We start from the raw sequence: 18269 nt of genomic DNA, 5'->3' as shown, positions 1-18269 counted from the left end.
ACGGTCAACACGACCCATCCCTGCATCTTAACACAAGAAATTCCGTGAACCTTTAACCGCGCTGCAGCACGTGGAAATCGGATTTATCCGCCAGCTTTTTCAACAGCATATTCAGCAGCACGCCGTACATCGGCAGGAAGAACACCAGGCTGATAAGCACCTTGAAGGTGTAGTCCACCAGCGCGATTTCCATCCAGTGTTCGGCCATGAACGGGTCCGGGCTGCGCCAGAAGGCGATAAAGAAGAACGACAGCGTATCGCTGACGTTGCCGAGCAGCAGCGACGCGCCCGGCGCCAGCCACCAGCGCGGGCTTTGGCGCAGGCGGTTAAACACATGCACGTCGAGGATCTGCCCGAGCGCATAGGCCATAAAGCTGGCGGTCGCGATGCGCGCGACGAACAGATTGAAGTGCGACAGCGCGCCAAACCCTTGCCAGCTCCCCATATAAAACAGCGAGGAGATCACGTAGGAGACCAGCAGCGCAGGCACCATCACGGCGAAAATAATGCGACGAGCCAGCGGCGCGCCAAAAATGCGCACGGTCAGATCGGTGGCAAGGAAAATAAACGGAAAGCTAAACGCGCCCCAGGTGGTATGAAAACCAAAAATGGAGACGGGCAGCTGCACCAGATAGTTGCTGGAGGTGATCACCAGCAAATGAAACAACGAAAGCCAGACGAGCGCGTTGCGGCGCTGACCAGGAGTAAAGGGCGTCATATTGTGACCTTTTTGTTAGTTGGGGTGAGGGAACCCAGTTCATCTTCATGCTAAGGCAGACGCAGCGCGTTTGCGCAAAAGCCGCCGCATAATACTGCTTTGTCTCGCCAATGCAATGGTTAATTTTAACGCAATCGTTCACATGAGTTGCGTCACAAAAAACGGGGGGTAAACTAAGGCGGTTTTTGACAACGCCGAGACAAGCATGACCGATCTGTTCGCCAACCCTGACCACACCCTGGACGCCCTCGGGCTGCGCTGCCCTGAGCCGGTAATGATGGTGCGTAAAACCGTGCGTAATATGCAGCCCGGCGAAACGCTGCTGATCGTGGCCGATGATCCGGCGACGACGCGCGATATTCCTGGATTCTGCCGCTTTATGGAACACGAGCTGGTAGCCTCGCAAACTGAAACGCTGCCGTATCGTTATCTGCTGCGTAAAAATCAATAATTCCTGCCGTAAGCCGCGCGCATGCGGCTTTCTGAACTCACGTCACATTCTTTTTAAACCTTTGTTTCAAAGTTGTTGCTTTTGTGAGGCGCTTCACCCTGCCTTTACAGGACGTCGTCTAGTTTATAACCGACAAATCAAAACACCGTTTTATAACTAGCCTGTCCTTATCCTCTGGAGCGACCCGATGAAAAAGCGATTTATCCCGGCGCTGGCCGGTCTTTGCCTCTCCACCGCGTCACTGCTGTTGGCGCCCGCTCTCCATGCGCAAGTGATTAAAGCGGCCGATGTTCACCCGCAGGGCTACCCGAACGTTGTCGCCGTGCAAAACATGGGTGAAAAGTTAAAACAACAAACCAACGGCGATCTGGAAATTAAAACGTTTCCGGGCGGCGTGCTGGGCGATGAAAAGCAGATGATAGAGCAGGCGCAGATGGGCGCAATCGACATGATCCGCGTTTCAATGGCACCGGTTGCCGCGATTTTGCCGGAGATCGAGGTTTTTACACTGCCTTACGTGTTTCGTGACGAAGACCATATGCACAAGGTCATCGATGGCGATATCGGCAAACAAATCGGCGATAAACTCACCAGCAACCCGAAATCGCGGCTGGTCTTTTTAGGCTGGATGGACTCCGGCACCCGCAATTTGATCACCAAAAATCCGGTCGTGAAGCCGGACGATCTCAAGGGCATGAAAATCCGCGTACAGGGTAGCCCGGTCGCCATCGGCACGCTGAAAGCGATGGGCGCGAATGCGGTGGCGATGGGCGTGAGCGAAGTTTACAGCGGCCTGCAAACCGGCGTTATCGACGGCGCGGAAAATAACCCGCCGACCTATATCGCGCACAACTACCTGCCGGTCGCGAAGCACTACACCCTGAGCGGCCACTTCATCATCCCCGAAATGCTGCTCTACTCGAAAGTGAAATGGGACAAGCTAAAACCTGAGCAGCAACAGAAAATCCTGACGCTCGCCCGCGAGGCGCAAATGGAACAGCGCGAGCTGTGGAATGCCTATAACAAACAGGCGCTCGACAAAATGAAAGCGGGCGGCGTGCAGTTCCACGACATCGATAAAGCGTTTTTCGTTAACGCGACCGCGCCGGTGCGCGACCAGTATGGCGCGAAGCATCAGGATCTGATGAAAGCCATCGCCGACGTCAAATAACGTCTAACGCCGGGCTGGCCCCGGCACCTCATCCGCTGCGGAGTGTTTATGTCCCGATTCTTTCTGATCTGGATGGATCGCCTGTACCTGCTCGCCATGATGGTGGCCGGGTTCGCGCTGTTGATCATGACGGTCGTGATCCCGATAGGGATTTTCTCGCGTTACGTGCTCAACCGGGGTGAGTCCTGGCCTGAGCCGGTCGCCATTATCTGTATGGTGACGTTTACCTTTATCGGCGCGGCGGTGGGCTACCGCGCAGGCTCGCATATTGCGGTGAACATGCTGACCGATCGCCTGCCGCCGTTCGCGCAGCGGGTCTGCGCGCGCGTGGTCGATCTGCTGATGCTCATCATTTCCGTGGTGATGTTTTACTACAGCGCCCTGTTGTGTATGGAGCTGTGGGAACAGCCCGTCGCGGAATTTCCGGTGCTTACATCAGGAGAAAGTTATCTGCCGCTGCCCATCGGCTCGGCGGTGATGATTCTGTTCGTCATCGAGCGGCTGCTGTGGGGTTCTCAGGAGAACCGCCCGGTCGTGCTCATTGGCAACCATAGCTAGCGGGGAACGTTATGGACGCATTTATCTTACTGGCCACGCTGGCGGCGCTGCTGGCGCTCGGGATGCCGGTCGCTTTCGCGGTGGGCCTGAGCGCCATCGTGGGCGCGCTCTGGATAGATCTGCCGCTGGAGGCGCTGATGATCCAGATAACCAGCGGCGTTAACAAATTCACGCTGCTGGCGATCCCGTTTTTTATCCTGGCGGGCGCGATTATGGCCGAAGGCGGCATCGCCCGACGGCTGGTGAACTTCGCCTATCTGTTTGTGGGGTTTATCCGCGGCGGGCTGTCGCTGGTAAATATTGTCGCCTCGACGTTTTTCGGCGCGATTTCCGGCTCGTCGGTGGCGGATACCGCATCTATCGGCAGCGTGATGATCCCGGAGATGGAAAAGAAAGGCTACCCGCGCGAATACGCCGCGGCGGTCACGGCGAGCGGCTCGGTGCAGGCGATTCTTATTCCGCCCAGCCATAACTCGGTTATCTATTCGCTGGCGGCGGGCGGCACCGTGTCTATCGCGACGCTGTTTATCGCGGGCGTGTTGCCGGGGCTGCTGCTGGGGCTGAGCCTGATGGTGCTCTGCATCGCGTTTGCGCGGCGGCGCGGCTACCCGAAAGGCGAGCGGATCCCGCTCAGGCAGGCGCTGAAAATTTTCATCGATGCGCTGTGGGGGCTGATGACGGTCGTGATTATTCTGGGCGGCATTCTGACCGGCGTGTTTACCGCGACGGAATCGGCGGCGGTGGCGTGCCTGTGGGCGTTTTTCGTGACGATGTTTATCTACCGCGATTACCAATGGAGCGAACTGCCGAAGCTGATGTTCCGCACCGTGAAAACGGTGACGATCGTGATGATCTTAATCGGCTTTGCGGCAGCGTTCGGCGCGGTGATGACCTATATGCAACTGCCGACACGCATTACAGAATTCTTCACGACGCTGTCGGATAACAAATACGTCATCCTGATGTACCTCAACATTATGCTGCTGTTGATTGGCACGCTGATGGACATGGCGCCGATCATTTTGATCCTGACGCCGGTGCTGTTGCCGGTCGCTAACCAACTCGGCATCGATCCGGTGCATTTCGGGATGATCATGATGGTGAACCTTGGGATCGGGCTGATTACGCCGCCGGTGGGTTCGGTGCTGTTTGTGGCGAGCGCCGTCAGTAAGAAGAATATCGAAACCGTGGTGCGCGCCATGCTGCCGTTTTATGGCGTGTTGCTTATTGTGCTGGCGATGGTGACTTACATTCCGGCCATTTCGCTCTGGCTGCCGCGAGTGTTAGGGATGATGTAAGGGCGGTGGCGGGTGTTCAGGTTGAGGTGGCGGGTGTTGAGGTGGCGGGTGCACTTCGTTTACCCGCCCTACGAATATTCCGGCCGCTGTAATGTAGGGTGGGTAAGCGCCGTTGAGATGGCGGGTGCACGTTGTTTACCCGCCCTACGAGTATTCGGGCCGCTGTAATGTAGGGTGGGTAAGCGAAGCGCACCCACCGTATCAACCTTCCGCCCTGAACGTAGGGTGGGTAAGCGAAGCGCACCCACCATGTTCCATGTTCCCCGTCAGCCGCGTTTACGCAACAGCCTTAACGCATTGGCGGTCACCAGCACCGTCGCACCCGTATCGGCCAGCACGGCCAGCCACAGGCCGGTCAACCCGAGCAGCGTCGTCACCAGGAAAACGGCCTTTAACCCCAGCGCAATCGCGATGTTCTGACGAATATTACGGTGCGTGGCGCGGGCAAGCGCGATCATCTCCGGCAGCGCCGCCAGCCGGTTGTGCGTTAGCGCCGCGTCGGCGGCCTCCAGCGCCACATCGGTGCCGCTGCCCATCGCAATACCGATGGTCGCGGCTTTCATCGCAGGCGCGTCGTTAATACCGTCGCCGACCACCGCCAGCGGCGCGCGGGCGTTAAGCGCATTGACCGCTGTCACCTTATCCGCAGGCAGCAGCCCGGCGCGATATTCCATACCTACCTCTGCGGCAATTGCCGCCGCCGCGCGCGGGTTATCTCCGGTCAGCATCACACTCCCCACGCCGAGCGCCCGGAGTTTTTCCACCGCGTCGCGCGCGTCGGCGCGCTGCGTATCGCGTAGTGCCAGCGTGCCGAGAAGCCGATCGCTTGCGGTCACGACGATCACCGTCTGGCCCTGCGCTTCCTGCTCGCGGATGCGCGCCTGCCAGTCTGCCGGAAGCGCAATGGACACCTTATCCGGCGCGCTGATGCGAAGCAGGCGGCCCTCCACCTGCGCTTCAACACCCGCACCCGCCAGCGTGCGCTGCGCACCGGCGCGAAGCGTCGCCACGCCGCGCGTGGTCGCCTCGCGCACCACCGCCTGCGCCAGCGGATGCGTGCTGCCCTGCTCAACGGCTGCGGCGTACGCCAGCAGCGCTTCCGCTTCCAGCCCGTCGACCGGATCGACCGCCGTGACCTGCGGCGTGCCCGCCGTCAGCGTGCCGGTTTTATCAAAAGCGATTTGCTCAACGCGCCCCAGCGCCTCCAGCGCGGCACCGCCTTTAATCAGCGCGCCAAAGCGCGTGGCGGCTGCAAGGCCTGATGTGATCGCCGCAGGCGTTGAGATCACCAGCGCGCACGGGCAGCCAATCAGCAGCAGCGCCAGCGCTTTGTAAATCCACGGCAGCCACGGCGCGGCAAACAGCAATGGCGGAATAAGCGCCGTCAACAGCGCCGCCGCCATAATGACCGGGGTATAGATGCGGCTGAAGCGATCGATAAAGCGCTCAATCGGCGCGCGTTTCGATTCTGCCTCTTCAATCAGATGCAGAATGCGGTCAATGGCGCTGTCGCCGGGGCGCGACGTGACTTCGAGCGACACCAGACGATCGACGCTGGTCGCGCCGGCAGGGACTTTTTCGCCTGGCTGGCGCTCAACCGGCAGCGATTCGCCGGTCAGCGCGCTCTCATCGAAACTCGCCGCCGCGGCGAGCAGTTTGCCGTCTGCCGGAAGCCTGCCGCCTGCGGCCACTTCAATCACATCGCCGGGCTGGAGGTCGCTTATCGCCACGGTTTCGCGCGCCTCGCCGCGCAAACGCACCGCCGTTTCCGGGCGTAACGCCACCAGCGCGCTGACGCCGCTGCGCGCACGATTCGCCGCCCATCCTTCCAGCCGCTCGCCGACTAAAAAGAGCAGCAGCACCATTGCCGCTTCTTCACTGGCCCCGATAATCAGCGCGCCGGTGGCGGCCACGCTCATCAGCGTTTCGATGGCGAACGGATTGCCGCTGCGGATAAGGCGCCACGCCTGACGCGCGACCGGGAACAGCCCGACCAGCGTGGTGACGGTGAACGCGATGCGTCCCGCCAGCGGATGCACCTGCTCCAGCGCCCAGCTCAGCGCCATAAAGACGGCGATCACGATAATCGGCAGGTTTTCACGTAAGCCGGAAGGCGTCGCGGGCGCGGCGGCATTTGCCTCGCGCAGTGTATAACCGGCGGCGCGTACCGCCTGTTCAATGGCCTCGCGTTGTGAGGCGGGGGCGTCCACCACCAGTTTTTCGGTCGCGAACACCACGTGAACCTGACGCACCTCCGGCACCTGACGCACGGCGTTCTCCACTTTGCGGGCGCAGGCGGCGCAGTCCATACCGGCGACCTGCCAGCGTAGCGCGCCTGCGGCTTCCTGCACCGGTTGCGGGTTTTCGCAAGAGTCGCTTTCGCAACAGGCTGCTTTGCTGATGGCCGGTTTTTGCGGTGCTGAAATCGGCGTCATTTTCGCGAACTGCGGCGTGGCGCGAGGCTTTTCAGAAGGGGTGCGCATGGCGTCCTCCGGTAATGATAATTTTCTCATTACCAGAGCTTACACTCTGGAGTCGACTCCAGAGTCAAGGAGATTTTGGGCGGAATTTCACCGCCCGTCGTTATCGTTTACAGGTACAGCGAGCGGACAATCATAAAGTGGCCCGCGAAATAGCAGGCGGCGGCAATGGCGCTGTCGGCAGTAAAGCGCTTACGGTAGTGGCTGCCGAGCCAGACGACCGCATTCAGCAGCAGCAGCACCGCGCCGACGAAGCCGGAGAAGCTGGTGTCGGTCGGGCGGAAGAAATAGAGCTCGCCCGCAAGCCACACCATTACCAGCGTCATGCCGATATAGGTACAAATCGGCCAGCGGAGATCGCCAAGGCGCGTCCAGATGGTCGCGATCAGCGCCGCGCCTATCACCAGCAGCGCCAGCGGCAACGGCCAGAAAAAGGAGAGCGTCATCTGGCTCGCGAACCAGACGGTATAAAGCAGGTGCGACAGGAAAAATGCCCCGAAGGCATACAGCAACTGCTGGCGCGGCAGCAGCGTCAACGCATCACCCGCGAGCGTCGCCACCAGGCCTGCCAGCACCAGGTAGCCTGTCGGGCTGGCGAGCGGCGCCTGCCAGCCGAGCAGCAGTAACAGCAGCAGCGTTAAAGGTTTAAAGATCCAGCGTTGCCAGGTGGCACCGCGGTAAGATGCATCGACATACAGCCAACCGGATAAAAAGACAGCAATAAACGACCAAAGCATGATAAGTCCCTGATTCAGTTATTGTAACGTGCGCATACCGCGCACGGCCCTTGATTTGAGTCTAGTGGTCAGACGGGCGAGATGACAACGCCTGGCGCTGCGGGGTATTCTTAAAAAGAGTTGAGCCGCCGGGATCTGTCATGAGTAAGCCACCGCTTTTTTTCATTATTATCATCGCGTTAATCGTCGCGGCCGCTTCATTTCGCTATGTGCAGCAGCGGCGCGAGAAAACAGAAAATGACGCGGCCCCGGTCACGCAGCAGAACGTGGTGGTGGCCAGCAAGCGGGAAAAACCCGTAAACGGGCGGCGTTCGCGCGAACAGCAGGTCGCGCCGCCTGCGCAAACCGTGCGGTATGAGGCGACGTTTCGCCCGCAGGAAGGCGGGGCGGAGATGCGGTTTCGGCTGGATGAGGCCCATTACCACCAATTGACGGTGGGCGATGAGGGCCAGCTGGTGTATCAGGGAACGCGTTTTCTGGAGTTTGTGCCTGCGCCCGCGCGTTAAGGCGGCATGGCGGGTGCGCTTCGCTTACCCGCCCTACGGAAATGATGCGCCTGTGCGTTAACCTGGCATGGCGGGTGCGCGTCGCTTACCCGCCCTACGGAAATGATGCGCCCGCGCGTTAACGTGGCATGGCGGGTGCGCTTCGCTTACCCGCCCTACGGAAATGATGCGCCTGTGCGTTAACCTGGCATGGCGGGTGCGCTTCGCTTACCCGCCCTACGGAAATGATGCGCCCGCGCGTTAACCTGGCGTGGCGGGTGCGCTTCGCTTACCCGCCCTGGGAAATTACCTGCCGCGTTTGTTAGCGCGGCTTCTTCTGATTTTTCTGCCAGGCGATCAGCTCAAACACACCGAAGATAAAAATACGCGCCTGCTGGAAACGGCTTAACGGCGGGGCGTCTTTCGGCTGCGTGGCGCGCAGCAGCGATAATTGCAGAATATGCATGATTATCATGAAAAATAGCGCCACGTTGACGAAAATATTCAGCGGGCGCGGAAACGGCTGGATCACGTTCAGCAGCAGAAAGCCCCACACGCCCAGCATCAGCAGGCGTCCCAGATTAATCAGCATCTTGCTCTCCTTGTGATTCGCGCAGATAAAGCCGGTACGCCACCTGACCCGCCACTTTCTCGCGATGCAGTTGCCAGTTTGCAGGCACCGGCGGCAGGCCGTTTTCCACTTCGCTTTCAACGTAAATCAGCGCCTGCGGCGCCAGCCAGCCGCGCGTCTCCAGCAGGTTCAGCGTCTCTTCCAGCAGCCCTTTACGAAACGGCGGATCGACAAACACGATGTCGTGCGGCTCGCCGTTCTGGTTCAGAAAATTAAGTGTGTTAGTGTTCACTACCTTTGCTGCGCTGGATTTGAGCGTAGCAAGGTTTTTCTGAAGCTGCTGCGCGACGCTGCGTTCCATCTCTAAAAGCGTGGCGTCGGCGGCGTAGCGGGAGAGCGCCTCCAGGCCCAGCGCGCCGCTGCCGGCGAAGCAGTCCAGACAGCGCGCGCCCACCAGATACGGCGCCAGCCAGTTAAATAAGGTTTCGCGCACGCGGTCGGTGGTGGGGCGCAGACCGGGGCTGTCAGGCACCGGCAGTTTTCTGCCGCGCCACTGTCCGCCAATAATGCGGATCTGGCCGCTACCCGAGGAGGTTGGTTTCTTCATTATGCTCACACGCTTTTCTGTTCAGGCTGCTATTCTAGCGGCGCAAACGGGCGGGCGAAACCTCCGTGCGGCGGTATGCCGCCCCGGCGGGAAAGTGGTAGACTCACTTATTCATTCGCAATTTTTTCAGTACCCTGAGCCAGACGACGGGACTGCGCCATGTATTAACCGCGAGGAGTGCATTCGCCAATGGCAAAAGAGAAGAAACGTGGCTTTTTTTCCTGGCTGGGTTTTGGCCAGAAAGAGCAGGCAGAAACGGAAGCCGAACAACAAGAACAACACGTAACAGAACAACCCGCGGCGACAGAAGCGCGAGTTGAGCCTGACTCGCAGACGCAAACGACCGCGCAGGAGACCACGCACTCCCTGGCCGAGTCTGAAAAATTCGCCGATGACGTCGTGGCCGTCAGCGAAAGCGTGGTTCATGAAGAAAAAGAGGCCGCGCAGCCGGAAACCATTGAGACGCCGGTTCAGCCAGAACCCGAGCCGGAAGCCGTAAAACCAACGGTTGCACAAGCGGAAGAGTGGCTGCCGGAGCAGGAAGAAAACCTCACGCCGGTAGCGCTTGCGCCTGAAGTTGTCGCTGAACCACAGCCAGACGCGGCCCCGGAAACGATCGTTGAAGAAGACGTCATTGAAGATGCGGCTGTTGAAGAAAAAGCCGTCGAGCCTGCGGTGGAAGCGCCGCACGATGCACACGAGATTGCTGAAGACGCGCCGATTAGCGAAGAAGAATTAGTCGCGCTGGCGGCTGACCCGGAAGCGGCGCTGGAAACCGAGCCGGAAGAGGAAGAAACCGCGCCGGTCGCGGAGCAGGAAAAACCCACTAAAGAGGGTTTCTTCGCGCGCCTTAAACGCAGCCTGCTGAAAACCAAAGAAAATCTCGGTTCCGGATTTATCAGTCTGTTCCGCGGCAAAAAAATCGACGACGATCTGTTCGAGGAGCTCGAAGAGCAGTTGCTGATTGCCGATGTGGGCGTGGACACCACGCGTAAAATCATCGCCAACCTCACCGAAGGCGCGAGCCGCAAGCAGTTGCGCGATGCCGAGGCGCTCTACGGCCTGCTGAAAGAAGAGATGGGCGAGATCCTGGCGAAAGTGGACGAGCCGTTGAATGTCGAAGGCAAAACGCCGTTTGTTATCCTGATGGTTGGCGTCAACGGCGTGGGTAAAACCACCACTATCGGTAAACTGGCGCGTCAGTTTGAGCAACAGGGCAAATCGGTGATGCTGGCGGCGGGCGATACCTTCCGCGCCGCCGCGGTGGAGCAGCTCCAGGTCTGGGGGCAGCGCAACAACATTCCGGTTATCGCGCAGCACACCGGCGCGGATTCCGCCTCCGTGATTTTCGACGCCATCCAGGCGGCGAAAGCGCGCGGCGTAGATGTGCTGATTGCCGATACCGCCGGGCGTTTGCAGAATAAATCGCACCTGATGGAAGAGCTGAAAAAAATCGTCCGCGTGATGAAAAAGCTCGACGAGAACGCGCCGCATGAAGTGATGCTGACTATCGACGCCAGCACCGGGCAGAACGCCGTAAGCCAGGCGAAGCTGTTCCACGAGGCGGTAGGGCTGACCGGCATTACGCTCACTAAGCTTGACGGCACCGCCAAAGGCGGCGTGATCTTCTCAGTGGCCGATCAGTTTGGTATTCCGATTCGCTACATTGGTGTGGGCGAACGTATTGAAGATTTGCGTCCGTTTAACGCGGGCGACTTTATTGAGGCACTTTTTGCCCGAGAGGATTAACCATGATTCGCTTTGAACATGTCAGCAAAGCCTATCTCGGTGGGAGACAAGCGCTGCAGGGGGTGACGTTCCACCTGCGGCCTGGCGAGATGTCATTTCTTACCGGCCACTCCGGCGCCGGTAAGAGTACGCTGCTGAAGCTGATTTGCGGTATCGAACGGCCGAGCGCCGGGAAAATCTGGTTTGGCGGCCATGAGATAAGCCGTCTGAAAAACCGTGAAGTGCCGTTCCTGCGTCGTCAGATCGGCATGATTTTCCAGGATCACCATCTGCTGATGGACAGAACGGTCTACGATAATGTGGCGATCCCGCTGATTATCGCGGGTGCCAGCGGCGAAGATATTCGCCGTCGCGTATCGGCGGCGCTGGATAAGGTCGGTCTGCTGGACAAAGCGAAAAACTTCCCGATTCAGCTTTCCGGCGGCGAACAGCAGCGCGTGGGCATCGCCCGCGCCGTGGTCAATAAACCGGCCGTGCTGCTGGCGGATGAACCGACGGGCAACCTGGATGACGCCCTCTCGGAAGGCATTCTGCGTCTTTTCGAAGAATTTAACCGCGTCGGGGTGACGGTATTAATGGCGACGCACGACACCGGGCTTATCTCACGGCGCAGCTACCCGGTGCTCACCCTGAGCGAAGGGCATTTGCATGGAGGCCGTGTTGGTGAATAAACGTGACGCGCTGAATGAAATCCGGCGCTTTAGCAACAAACTGGATAATTTCCGTAAACAGCGTTCTTCCGGTGAAACAGGACGGCCTGTGCAGAAGCGAAATAAAGGCTCCAACACCAAAGGCAAATCGCGTCAGGGCGGCATCAATGAACAGGTGCGTTACGCCTGGCAGGGCGCGCTTGCCGATCTGAAAAGCAAACCGCTCGCCACGTTTTTAACGGTGATGGTGATTGCCATTTCGCTGACGCTGCCGAGCGTCTGCTACATGGTTTATAAGAACGTTAGCGAGGCGGCGACGCAATATTATCCGTCGCCGCAGATTACGGTCTATCTCGATAAAACGCTCGACGATAACGCCGCGCAGCAGGTGGTGGGGCAGCTCCAGGCCGAGCCGGGCGTGGCGAAGGTCAATTACCTCTCGCGTGACGAGGCGCTTGGCGAATTCCGCAACTGGTCGGGCTTTGGCGGCGCGCTGGATATGCTGGAAGAAAACCCGCTGCCCGCCGTGGTGGTGGTCGAGCCGAAGCTCGATTTCCAGAGCAGCGAAGCGCTCAACACGCTGCGTGACCGCGTGGCGAAGCTTCAGGGCGTAGACGAAGTGCGCATGGATGACAGCTGGTTTGCGCGGCTGTCGGCGCTCACCGGGCTGGTCGGGCGCGTCGCGGCGATGATAGGCGTACTGATGGTCGCGGCCGTGTTCCTGGTTATCGGCAACAGCGTGCGCCTGAGCATTTTTGCGCGCCGTGACACCATCAACGTGCAGAAACTCATTGGCGCGACGGATGGTTTTATCCTGCGTCCCTTCCTGTACGGCGGCGCGCTGCTCGGGTTTACCGGCGCATTACTTTCACTGATTCTGTCAGAAATCCTGGTGATGCGGTTATCCGCCGCCGTGACGGATGTGGCGAAAGTTTTTGGCACCACCTTTGAAATCAGCGGGTTATCCTTCGATGAGTGTCTGTTGCTGCTGCTGGTCTGTTCCATGATCGGCTGGGCGGCCGCCTGGCTTGCCACCGTGCAACATTTACGTCACTTTACCCCCGAGTAAAAAATATTTGTTATAATCATCCCCTGCTACGAGTTCCCGTCAGCAGGGGATGCGTACCGTGAACTTCCGCTTCTCCTGCCCACGCTTTTTCATAGCAATGTCACATTTTGTGCGTAATTTATTCACAAGCCTTACGTGAACTTGTGGATAAATTCACGGTCTGATAAAAGAGTGGCTGATATTCTCGTTGCTCAAACATGCTGGCCCGTTTGTTGCCTGATGGGGACGAACGCCAGTCCGATGTCGATTGAGAGGATTTGAATGACCAAAGAAATGCAAACTTTAGCTTTAGCCCCGGTCGGTAACCTGGATTCCTATATCCGGGCGGCCAACGCCTGGCCGATGTTGTCGGCAGACGAAGAGCGGGCACTGGCTGAAAAGCTGCATTACCAGGGCGATCTGGAAGCAGCGAAAAAGCTGATCCTGTCTCACCTGCGTTTTGTTGTTCATATCGCTCGTAACTACGCGGGCTATGGCCTGCCGCAGGCGGACCTGATCCAGGAAGGCAACATCGGCCTGATGAAAGCGGTGCGTCGCTTCAATCCGGAAGTGGGCGTGCGTCTGGTCTCTTTCGCCGTGCACTGGATCAAAGCTGAAATCCACGAATATGTGCTGCGTAACTGGCGCATCGTGAAAGTCGCCACCACCAAAGCGCAGCGTAAGCTGTTCTTTAACCTGCGTAAAACCAAGCAGCGTCTGGGCTGGTTTAACCAGGACGAAGTGGAAATGGTGGCCCGCGAGCTGGGCGTTTCCAGCAAAGACGTGCGTGAAATGGAATCGCGTATGGCCGCGCAGGACATGACCTTTGACATGTCCCCGGACGACGACGCGGGTGACAGCCAGCCGATGGCTCCGGTGCTGTTCCTTCAGGATAAGTCTTCTAACTTTGCCGACGGCATTGAAGATGACAACTGGGAAGAACACGCCGCCGACAAACTGACCGACGCCATGCAGGGTCTCGACGAGCGCAGCCAGCAGATTATTCGCGCGCGCTGGCTGGATGAAGACAACAAAAGCACGTTGCAGGAACTGGCCAACCGCTACGGCGTCTCAGCCGAACGCGTGCGTCAGCTTGAAAAAAACGCGATGAAAAAGCTGCGTGCCGCGATAGAAGCGTAAGCCGCGTCAGCCTGATGACACACCCCGCCTTAAGCGGGGTGTTTTGTTTTATGCGCGGCGTAAAAGCGCCGGGTAAGCCGCTTCAATACATGCCAGCAGGGCTTTAAATGCGCCCTCCATTTTCTCCTCCGCCACGCAGGCGAATCCCATCAGCAGGCCGCGACGCCGGTTTTCCGTCAGGTAATAGCGCGACAGCGGGCGCACCAGAATATCGCGCGCGTTGGCAAGACGGGCTATCTCCACATCGTCCGCGTCATCCGGCAGATTCAGCACCAGATGCAGCCCGGCGTTATCGCTGAAATCCGACAGCGCCTCCGGCCCCAGATAGCGCGTAATCAGCGTTGTCAGACACGCTCTGCGACGGCCATACAGCAGCCGCATCCGCCGGATGTGGGCACTGTAATGCCCGGCCTCGATAAACTCTGCCAGTGCCGCCTGGATAATCGAATGGCCGCCGCGATAAAGCTCGGCATGCGCGGTTTTCATCTCGTGTGCCAGCGCGCGCGGCAGTACCACATAGCCGATGCGCAGGCCCGGATAGAGCGTTTTGCTGAAGGTGCCGATGTAAATCACCGGCGGGTCCGCCACCAGCCCCTGCAATGCCGGGATCGGCTGGCCGGAAAAGCGAAATTCGCTGTCGTAGTCGTCTTCCACGATCCAGCTGCCGGTCTGGCGCGCCAGCGTTAACAGGCGCTGACGCCGCTCAAGGCTCATGACCGCGCCCAGCGGATACTGGTGCGACGGCGTGACGAAAATCAGCCGCGGCGGTGTTCCGGCGCTCTCCGGCGGCACCATGCCCGCGCGGTCGACCGTCACCGGCGTAATGTTTACCTCATTCATCTGCAACACATGGCGGATGCCCCAGTACGAGGGCTCTTCCACCCACGCCGTATCACCGCCGTCGCACAGCATACGCGCCACCAGGTCGATAGCCTGATGAATGCCCTCGGTGATCAACACCTGATCCGCCGTGCAGTGAACCGATCGCGACACCCGCAGATAATCCACCAGCGCGCGCTGTAGCTCCGGCGTGCCGCCCTGACAGCTGTAGGTGAGGCGCTGCGGGCTGGGACGGCGGCTGATCCGCGCCTGAATTTTGCTGAAAAGCTGATGCGGAAAGGCGTGTACGTCCGGCACGCCGGGGATAAACGCGCCCCACTGTTTCGGGCTGGCGCTGACCTGCCCGAGCAGCGTTTTCCCGCGCGAGGAGAACTCCGCATGCGCAACGCGATCGTGCTGCCCCTGGGCCACCGGCGGCGCAGATAACAGGCTGTCCGGCAGCATTCCGGCGACGAACGTGCCGCTGCCGGCGCGAGAGGTCACATATCCTTCTGCGAGCAATTGTTCATAAACTGTTAACACAGTGTTGCGAGAAAGGCCAAGCTGCTGGGCGAGATCCCGCGAGGCGGGCAGGCGGCTTTGCGCAGGCAGGCTGCCGTCAAGAATAGTCAGGCGCAGCGCGTTATAAAGCCGCTTATGCAGGCGTTCATCGCGCTGTTCGCCGAGGCGAAGCAATAAGAGATCGCACACTAAAGAATGCAATTGGATCCCTCATTTATTCGAAACTGGTACTCGATTATAGGGCCATAGCCTGGGTAAATAAACGTCACTGTTTCAGGTTTGTTGCTAAAAAGTGACGTTTATCAGCAGGAGAATGCGGGTGAAAAATTCAGAATTGAACCAACGTCGTCAGAGCGCCACCCCACGTGGCGTCGGCGTCATGTGCGGCTTCTATGCCGAAAAAGCCGACAACGCCACCCTGTGGGACGTGGAAGGCAACGAGATTATCGACTTCGCAGCGGGGATTGCGGTGCTGAACACCGGCCATCGCCATCCGCGCGTGGTGGAGGCCATCGAAAACCAGCTGCGCGCCTTTACGCACACGGCGTACCAGATAGTCCCTTACGAAAGCTATGTGGCGCTTGCGGAGCGCATCAACGCCTGCGCGCCGATTGACGGCCCGGCGAAAACCGCGTTCTTCACCACCGGCGCGGAAGCGGTGGAAAACGCCGTGAAAATCGCGCGCGCGTATACCCGTCGCCCTGGCTTAATCACCTTCGGCGGCGGCTTTCACGGGCGCACGTTTATGACGATGGCGCTCACCGGCAAAGTGGCACCGTACAAAATCGGCTTCGGCCCGTTCCCGGGCTCGGTGTTCCACGCGCAATACCCGAACGCGCTGCACGGCGTGTCGGTGGACGACGCGATGGCGAGCCTTGAGCGTATTTTCAAAGCCGATATCGCGCCGGATCAGGTGGCGGCCATTGTGCTGGAGCCGGTACAGGGCGAAGGCGGTTTCAACGTCGCGCCGCCAGCGTTTATGGAGGCTCTGCGCGCGCTGTGCGACGAGCACGGCATTCTGCTGATTGCCGATGAGGTGCAGAGCGGCTTTGCGCGCACCGGCAAACTGTTCGCGATGGAGCATTACGGCGTGAAGCCGGATCTGCTGACCATGGCGAAAAGCCTCGCGGGCGGGATGCCGCTCTCGGGCGTGGTCGGGCGCGCGGAGGTGATGGACGCGCCTGCGCCGGGCGGCCTTGGCGGCACCTACGCCGGTAACCCGCTGGCGGTCGCGGCAGCGCACGCGGTGCTGGATGTGATTGAGCAGGAAAATCTCTGTCAGCGCGCGAACGAGCTGGGCCAGCATCTGCAAGAGGTGCTCAACCAGGCACGCACCTACTGCCCGGCGATTGCCGAAGTCCGCGGGCAGGGCTCGATGGTGGCGGTGGAGTTTAACGATCCGCAGACCGGCAAGCCGTCGCCTGAGTTTACGCAGCAGGTGCTCACGCGCGCCCGTGAAGAGGGGCTGCTGCTGCTGAGCTGTGGCGTTTACGGCAACGTTATCCGTTTCCTTTACCCGCTGACCATCCCGGATGCGCAGTTCAGCAAAGCGCTGGAGATCCTTTCCCGCGCGCTGGGGCGCTAACGGCGAGGCGGCTTAAACGGCGGGTGCGCACGGCTTACCCGCCCTACATCAGGCCCGTAGGGCGGGTAAGCGCAGCGCACCCGCCATGTGAGGCAAAAAACAGGCCGTAGGGCGGGTAAGCGCAGCGCACCCGCCATGTAAGGCAGACCAAACCCTGCCGTAAAACGAACAGGAATTACCCCGAGGGCGCCCGCCTTATGGCCTGGCCGCCGCGCAGCAGCGGGCCATAACGGCGCGTCTTTGGGGTGACCTGCGAAGGAGCGCGCTTCGGGAGGCTGACAGGCCCGAAGCTTAAATATCTCACTTGCTAACACAACAACACACCGTGAACACAACCGCTTCCGGTGGTGATAGCCGCCGGATATTTAAGGAAGAACTATGTCTGAAAACACCACTTCCGCCTCACTGTGGGCGTCCCGAGAGCGGGCAGCGTCATCCCCTAAATCCCTGAGCTTCGTTGAAGGCGTCGCGATGATCGTCGGCACCAACATCGGCGCGGGCGTACTCTCCATCGCCTATGCCTCCAGCAAAGCGGGCTTTATGCCGCTTCTCTTCTGGCTCGCCCTTGTCGGCGTATTGACCACTATCACCATGCTGTATGTCGCGGAAGCGACGCTACGCACCCGCGCGCATTTACAGTTAAGCGGCCTCGCCGGGCGCTATGTCGGGCGCATCGGCGCCTGGCTGATGTTCGCGTCGGTGTGCGTTAACAGCGTCGGCGCGCTCACCGCCTACATGACCGGCAGCGGCAAACTGCTAAGCTCGCTTATCGGCGTCTCGCCCGCCATCGGCAGCCTGATCTTCTTTATTCCGGCAGCAGGCATTCTCTGGCTCGGGCTGAAGGCTATCGGGCGCGGCGAGAAATTTATCAGTATCGGCATGGTGGTGATGATTGCGGTGCTGGTGGTCGCCACGCTTTTGCATGAATCGACACAGATGCAATGGCTGCTGGATGGCGACTGGCGCTACATGGTGCCGGTGTTTAACGTCACCGCCTTCTGCTTCGCGGCGCAGTACATTGTGCCGGAGATGGCGCGCGGGTTTGCTGATAAACCCGAAAAGCTGCCGAAAGCGATTATCGTCGGGATGGTCATTACCTTTACGCTGCTGGCGCTGGTGCCGCTGTCGGTTATCGCACTGAGCGGGCTTGATAACATCTCTGAAGTGGCGACCATCTCCTGGGGCCGGGCGCTCGGCGAGTGGGCGTTCTTTTCCGCCAATATTTTCGCGCTGTGCGCGATGCTCACTTCTTACTGGGGGCTTGGCGGCAGTTTCCTGACCAATATATTCGACAAATTCCGTCTCGGTGACGACGCGCAGCCGCTTAAACGCCTCGGCGTGCTGGCGGTCGTGGCGCTGCCGCCGTTCGCGCTGGCCTACAGCGGGCTGGTCTCTTTTGTGAACGCGCTCTACTTTGCGGGCGTCTTCAGCGGCGTGATCCTCTCCATTATGCCTATTCTTATTTTGCGCGGCGCGCGCCGTCGCGGGGAGATAACGCCCCGCTGGCAGTGTAGCTGGAGCACGCACCCGCTCATCCAGGGGCTGATTGTCCTGCTCTATGTCGCCAGCGCGATTTACGCGGTGCTCTCTGCCTTCGGTTATCTGCCCGCGGGCTGGTAAAACCCGATAACCCGCCGCGTGGCAGGCGCGGCGGACGTTTTTTCGCCACTTCCCACCATA

17 protein-coding genes are annotated in these 18269 nt (G+C 59.6%); 11 read left to right on the top strand and 6 right to left on the bottom strand.

Annotation, left to right across the window (positions count from 1 at the left end):
* Window positions 1-52 precede the first annotated feature (52 nt).
* Window positions 53-718, bottom strand: a complete 666-nt coding sequence (locus ACUW6V_RS11555; protein WP_085045398.1) for a 7-cyano-7-deazaguanine/7-aminomethyl-7-deazaguanine transporter — start codon at window positions 716-718, stop codon at window positions 53-55.
* 205 nt (window positions 719-923) lie between these two features.
* On the opposite strand from ACUW6V_RS11555, the gene tusA reads away from it, so the two are divergent.
* The 4 genes from tusA to ACUW6V_RS11535 all read left to right on the top strand — a co-directional run bounded on the left by tusA (window position 924) and on the right by ACUW6V_RS11535 (window position 4196).
* The gene (gene tusA / locus ACUW6V_RS11550; protein ID WP_004386827.1) at window positions 924-1169 is read left to right on the top strand and encodes a sulfurtransferase TusA; all 246 of its coding nucleotides are present in this window, start codon (window positions 924-926) and stop codon (window positions 1167-1169) included.
* Between the two features lie 187 nt (window positions 1170-1356).
* Window positions 1357-2340: a TRAP transporter substrate-binding protein gene (locus tag ACUW6V_RS11545; protein WP_087600453.1), complete on the top strand. Its 984-nt coding sequence runs from the start codon at window positions 1357-1359 to the stop codon at window positions 2338-2340.
* A 48-nt stretch (window positions 2341-2388) separates the two neighbouring features.
* Window positions 2389-2898, top strand: coding sequence for a TRAP transporter small permease (locus tag ACUW6V_RS11540; RefSeq protein ID WP_088277248.1), 510 nt, complete (start codon window positions 2389-2391; stop codon window positions 2896-2898).
* Window positions 2899-2909: 11 nt separating this feature from the next.
* Entirely contained in the window at window positions 2910-4196 is a 1287-nt protein-coding gene (locus ACUW6V_RS11535; RefSeq protein WP_171963903.1) for a TRAP transporter large permease, read from the top strand.
* Window positions 4197-4462: 266 nt separating this feature from the next.
* Here ACUW6V_RS11535 and zntA read toward each other — a convergent pair whose 3' ends face one another.
* Together zntA and ACUW6V_RS11525 are read right to left on the bottom strand one after the other, a co-directional pair.
* Window positions 4463-6679, bottom strand: coding sequence for a Zn(II)/Cd(II)/Pb(II) translocating P-type ATPase ZntA (zntA, locus tag ACUW6V_RS11530; RefSeq protein ID WP_454038371.1), 2217 nt, complete (start codon window positions 6677-6679; stop codon window positions 4463-4465).
* A gap of 107 nt (window positions 6680-6786) precedes the next feature.
* Window positions 6787-7413: a lysoplasmalogenase gene (locus ACUW6V_RS11525; protein ID WP_004384836.1), complete on the bottom strand. Its 627-nt coding sequence runs from the start codon at window positions 7411-7413 to the stop codon at window positions 6787-6789.
* 140 nt (window positions 7414-7553) lie between these two features.
* Here ACUW6V_RS11525 and ACUW6V_RS11520 point away from each other — a divergent pair, with 140 nt between their 5' ends.
* Window positions 7554-7919 carry a DUF2500 domain-containing protein gene (locus tag ACUW6V_RS11520; RefSeq protein ID WP_014727876.1) on the top strand — a complete coding sequence of 122 codons (366 nt, stop codon included), beginning with the start codon at window positions 7554-7556 and terminating at the stop codon, window positions 7917-7919.
* A 301-nt stretch (window positions 7920-8220) separates the two neighbouring features.
* On the opposite strand, the gene ACUW6V_RS11515 is transcribed toward ACUW6V_RS11520, so the two are convergent.
* A complete protein-coding gene (locus ACUW6V_RS11515) occupies window positions 8221-8490 on the bottom strand; it encodes a DUF1145 family protein (protein WP_007871727.1) in 270 nt (89 codons plus the stop codon).
* Window positions 8480-9076, bottom strand: a complete 597-nt coding sequence (gene rsmD / locus ACUW6V_RS11510) for a 16S rRNA (guanine(966)-N(2))-methyltransferase (RefSeq protein WP_325763957.1) — start codon at window positions 9074-9076, stop codon at window positions 8480-8482. The genes ACUW6V_RS11515 and rsmD overlap by 11 nt, the downstream gene beginning before the upstream one ends.
* A 189-nt stretch (window positions 9077-9265) precedes the next feature.
* On the opposite strand from rsmD, the gene ftsY reads away from it, so the two are divergent.
* From ftsY to rpoH, 4 genes are all read left to right on the top strand, one after another.
* On the top strand, window positions 9266-10825 hold the full coding sequence (gene ftsY / locus ACUW6V_RS11505) for a signal recognition particle-docking protein FtsY (protein ID WP_454038370.1): 1560 nt from the start codon (window positions 9266-9268) through the stop codon (window positions 10823-10825).
* A 2-nt stretch (window positions 10826-10827) separates the two neighbouring features.
* Window positions 10828-11496: a cell division ATP-binding protein FtsE gene (ftsE, locus tag ACUW6V_RS11500; protein WP_004384842.1), complete on the top strand. Its 669-nt coding sequence runs from the start codon at window positions 10828-10830 to the stop codon at window positions 11494-11496.
* On the top strand, window positions 11489-12544 hold the full coding sequence (gene ftsX / locus ACUW6V_RS11495; protein WP_004384843.1) for a permease-like cell division protein FtsX: 1056 nt from the start codon (window positions 11489-11491) through the stop codon (window positions 12542-12544). Before ftsE ends, ftsX begins: the two co-directional genes overlap by 8 nt.
* A gap of 261 nt (window positions 12545-12805) precedes the next feature.
* The gene (gene rpoH / locus ACUW6V_RS11490) at window positions 12806-13663 is read left to right on the top strand and encodes an RNA polymerase sigma factor RpoH (RefSeq protein WP_004384844.1); all 858 of its coding nucleotides are present in this window, start codon (window positions 12806-12808) and stop codon (window positions 13661-13663) included.
* Window positions 13664-13711: 48 nt separating this feature from the next.
* On the opposite strand, the gene pdxR is transcribed toward rpoH, so the two are convergent.
* On the bottom strand, window positions 13712-15205 hold the full coding sequence (gene pdxR, locus ACUW6V_RS11485; RefSeq protein ID WP_454038369.1) for a MocR-like pyridoxine biosynthesis transcription factor PdxR: 1494 nt from the start codon (window positions 15203-15205) through the stop codon (window positions 13712-13714).
* Window positions 15206-15323: 118 nt separating this feature from the next.
* On the opposite strand from pdxR, the gene ACUW6V_RS11480 reads away from it, so the two are divergent.
* Together ACUW6V_RS11480 and ACUW6V_RS11475 are read left to right on the top strand one after the other, a co-directional pair.
* Complete coding sequence (locus ACUW6V_RS11480) at window positions 15324-16589, top strand: 4-aminobutyrate--2-oxoglutarate transaminase (protein ID WP_015387162.1); 1266 nt, start codon at window positions 15324-15326, stop codon at window positions 16587-16589.
* Between the two features lie 378 nt (window positions 16590-16967).
* The gene (locus tag ACUW6V_RS11475; protein WP_054625491.1) at window positions 16968-18209 is read left to right on the top strand and encodes an aromatic amino acid transport family protein; all 1242 of its coding nucleotides are present in this window, start codon (window positions 16968-16970) and stop codon (window positions 18207-18209) included.
* Window positions 18210-18269: the final 60 nt, after the last annotated feature.

The organism is Cronobacter sp. 153480017-3 (assembly GCF_053627815.1).
Note: the sequence above shows the minus strand (reverse complement) of the source record. Positions and strands in the feature narration are given on the sequence as shown.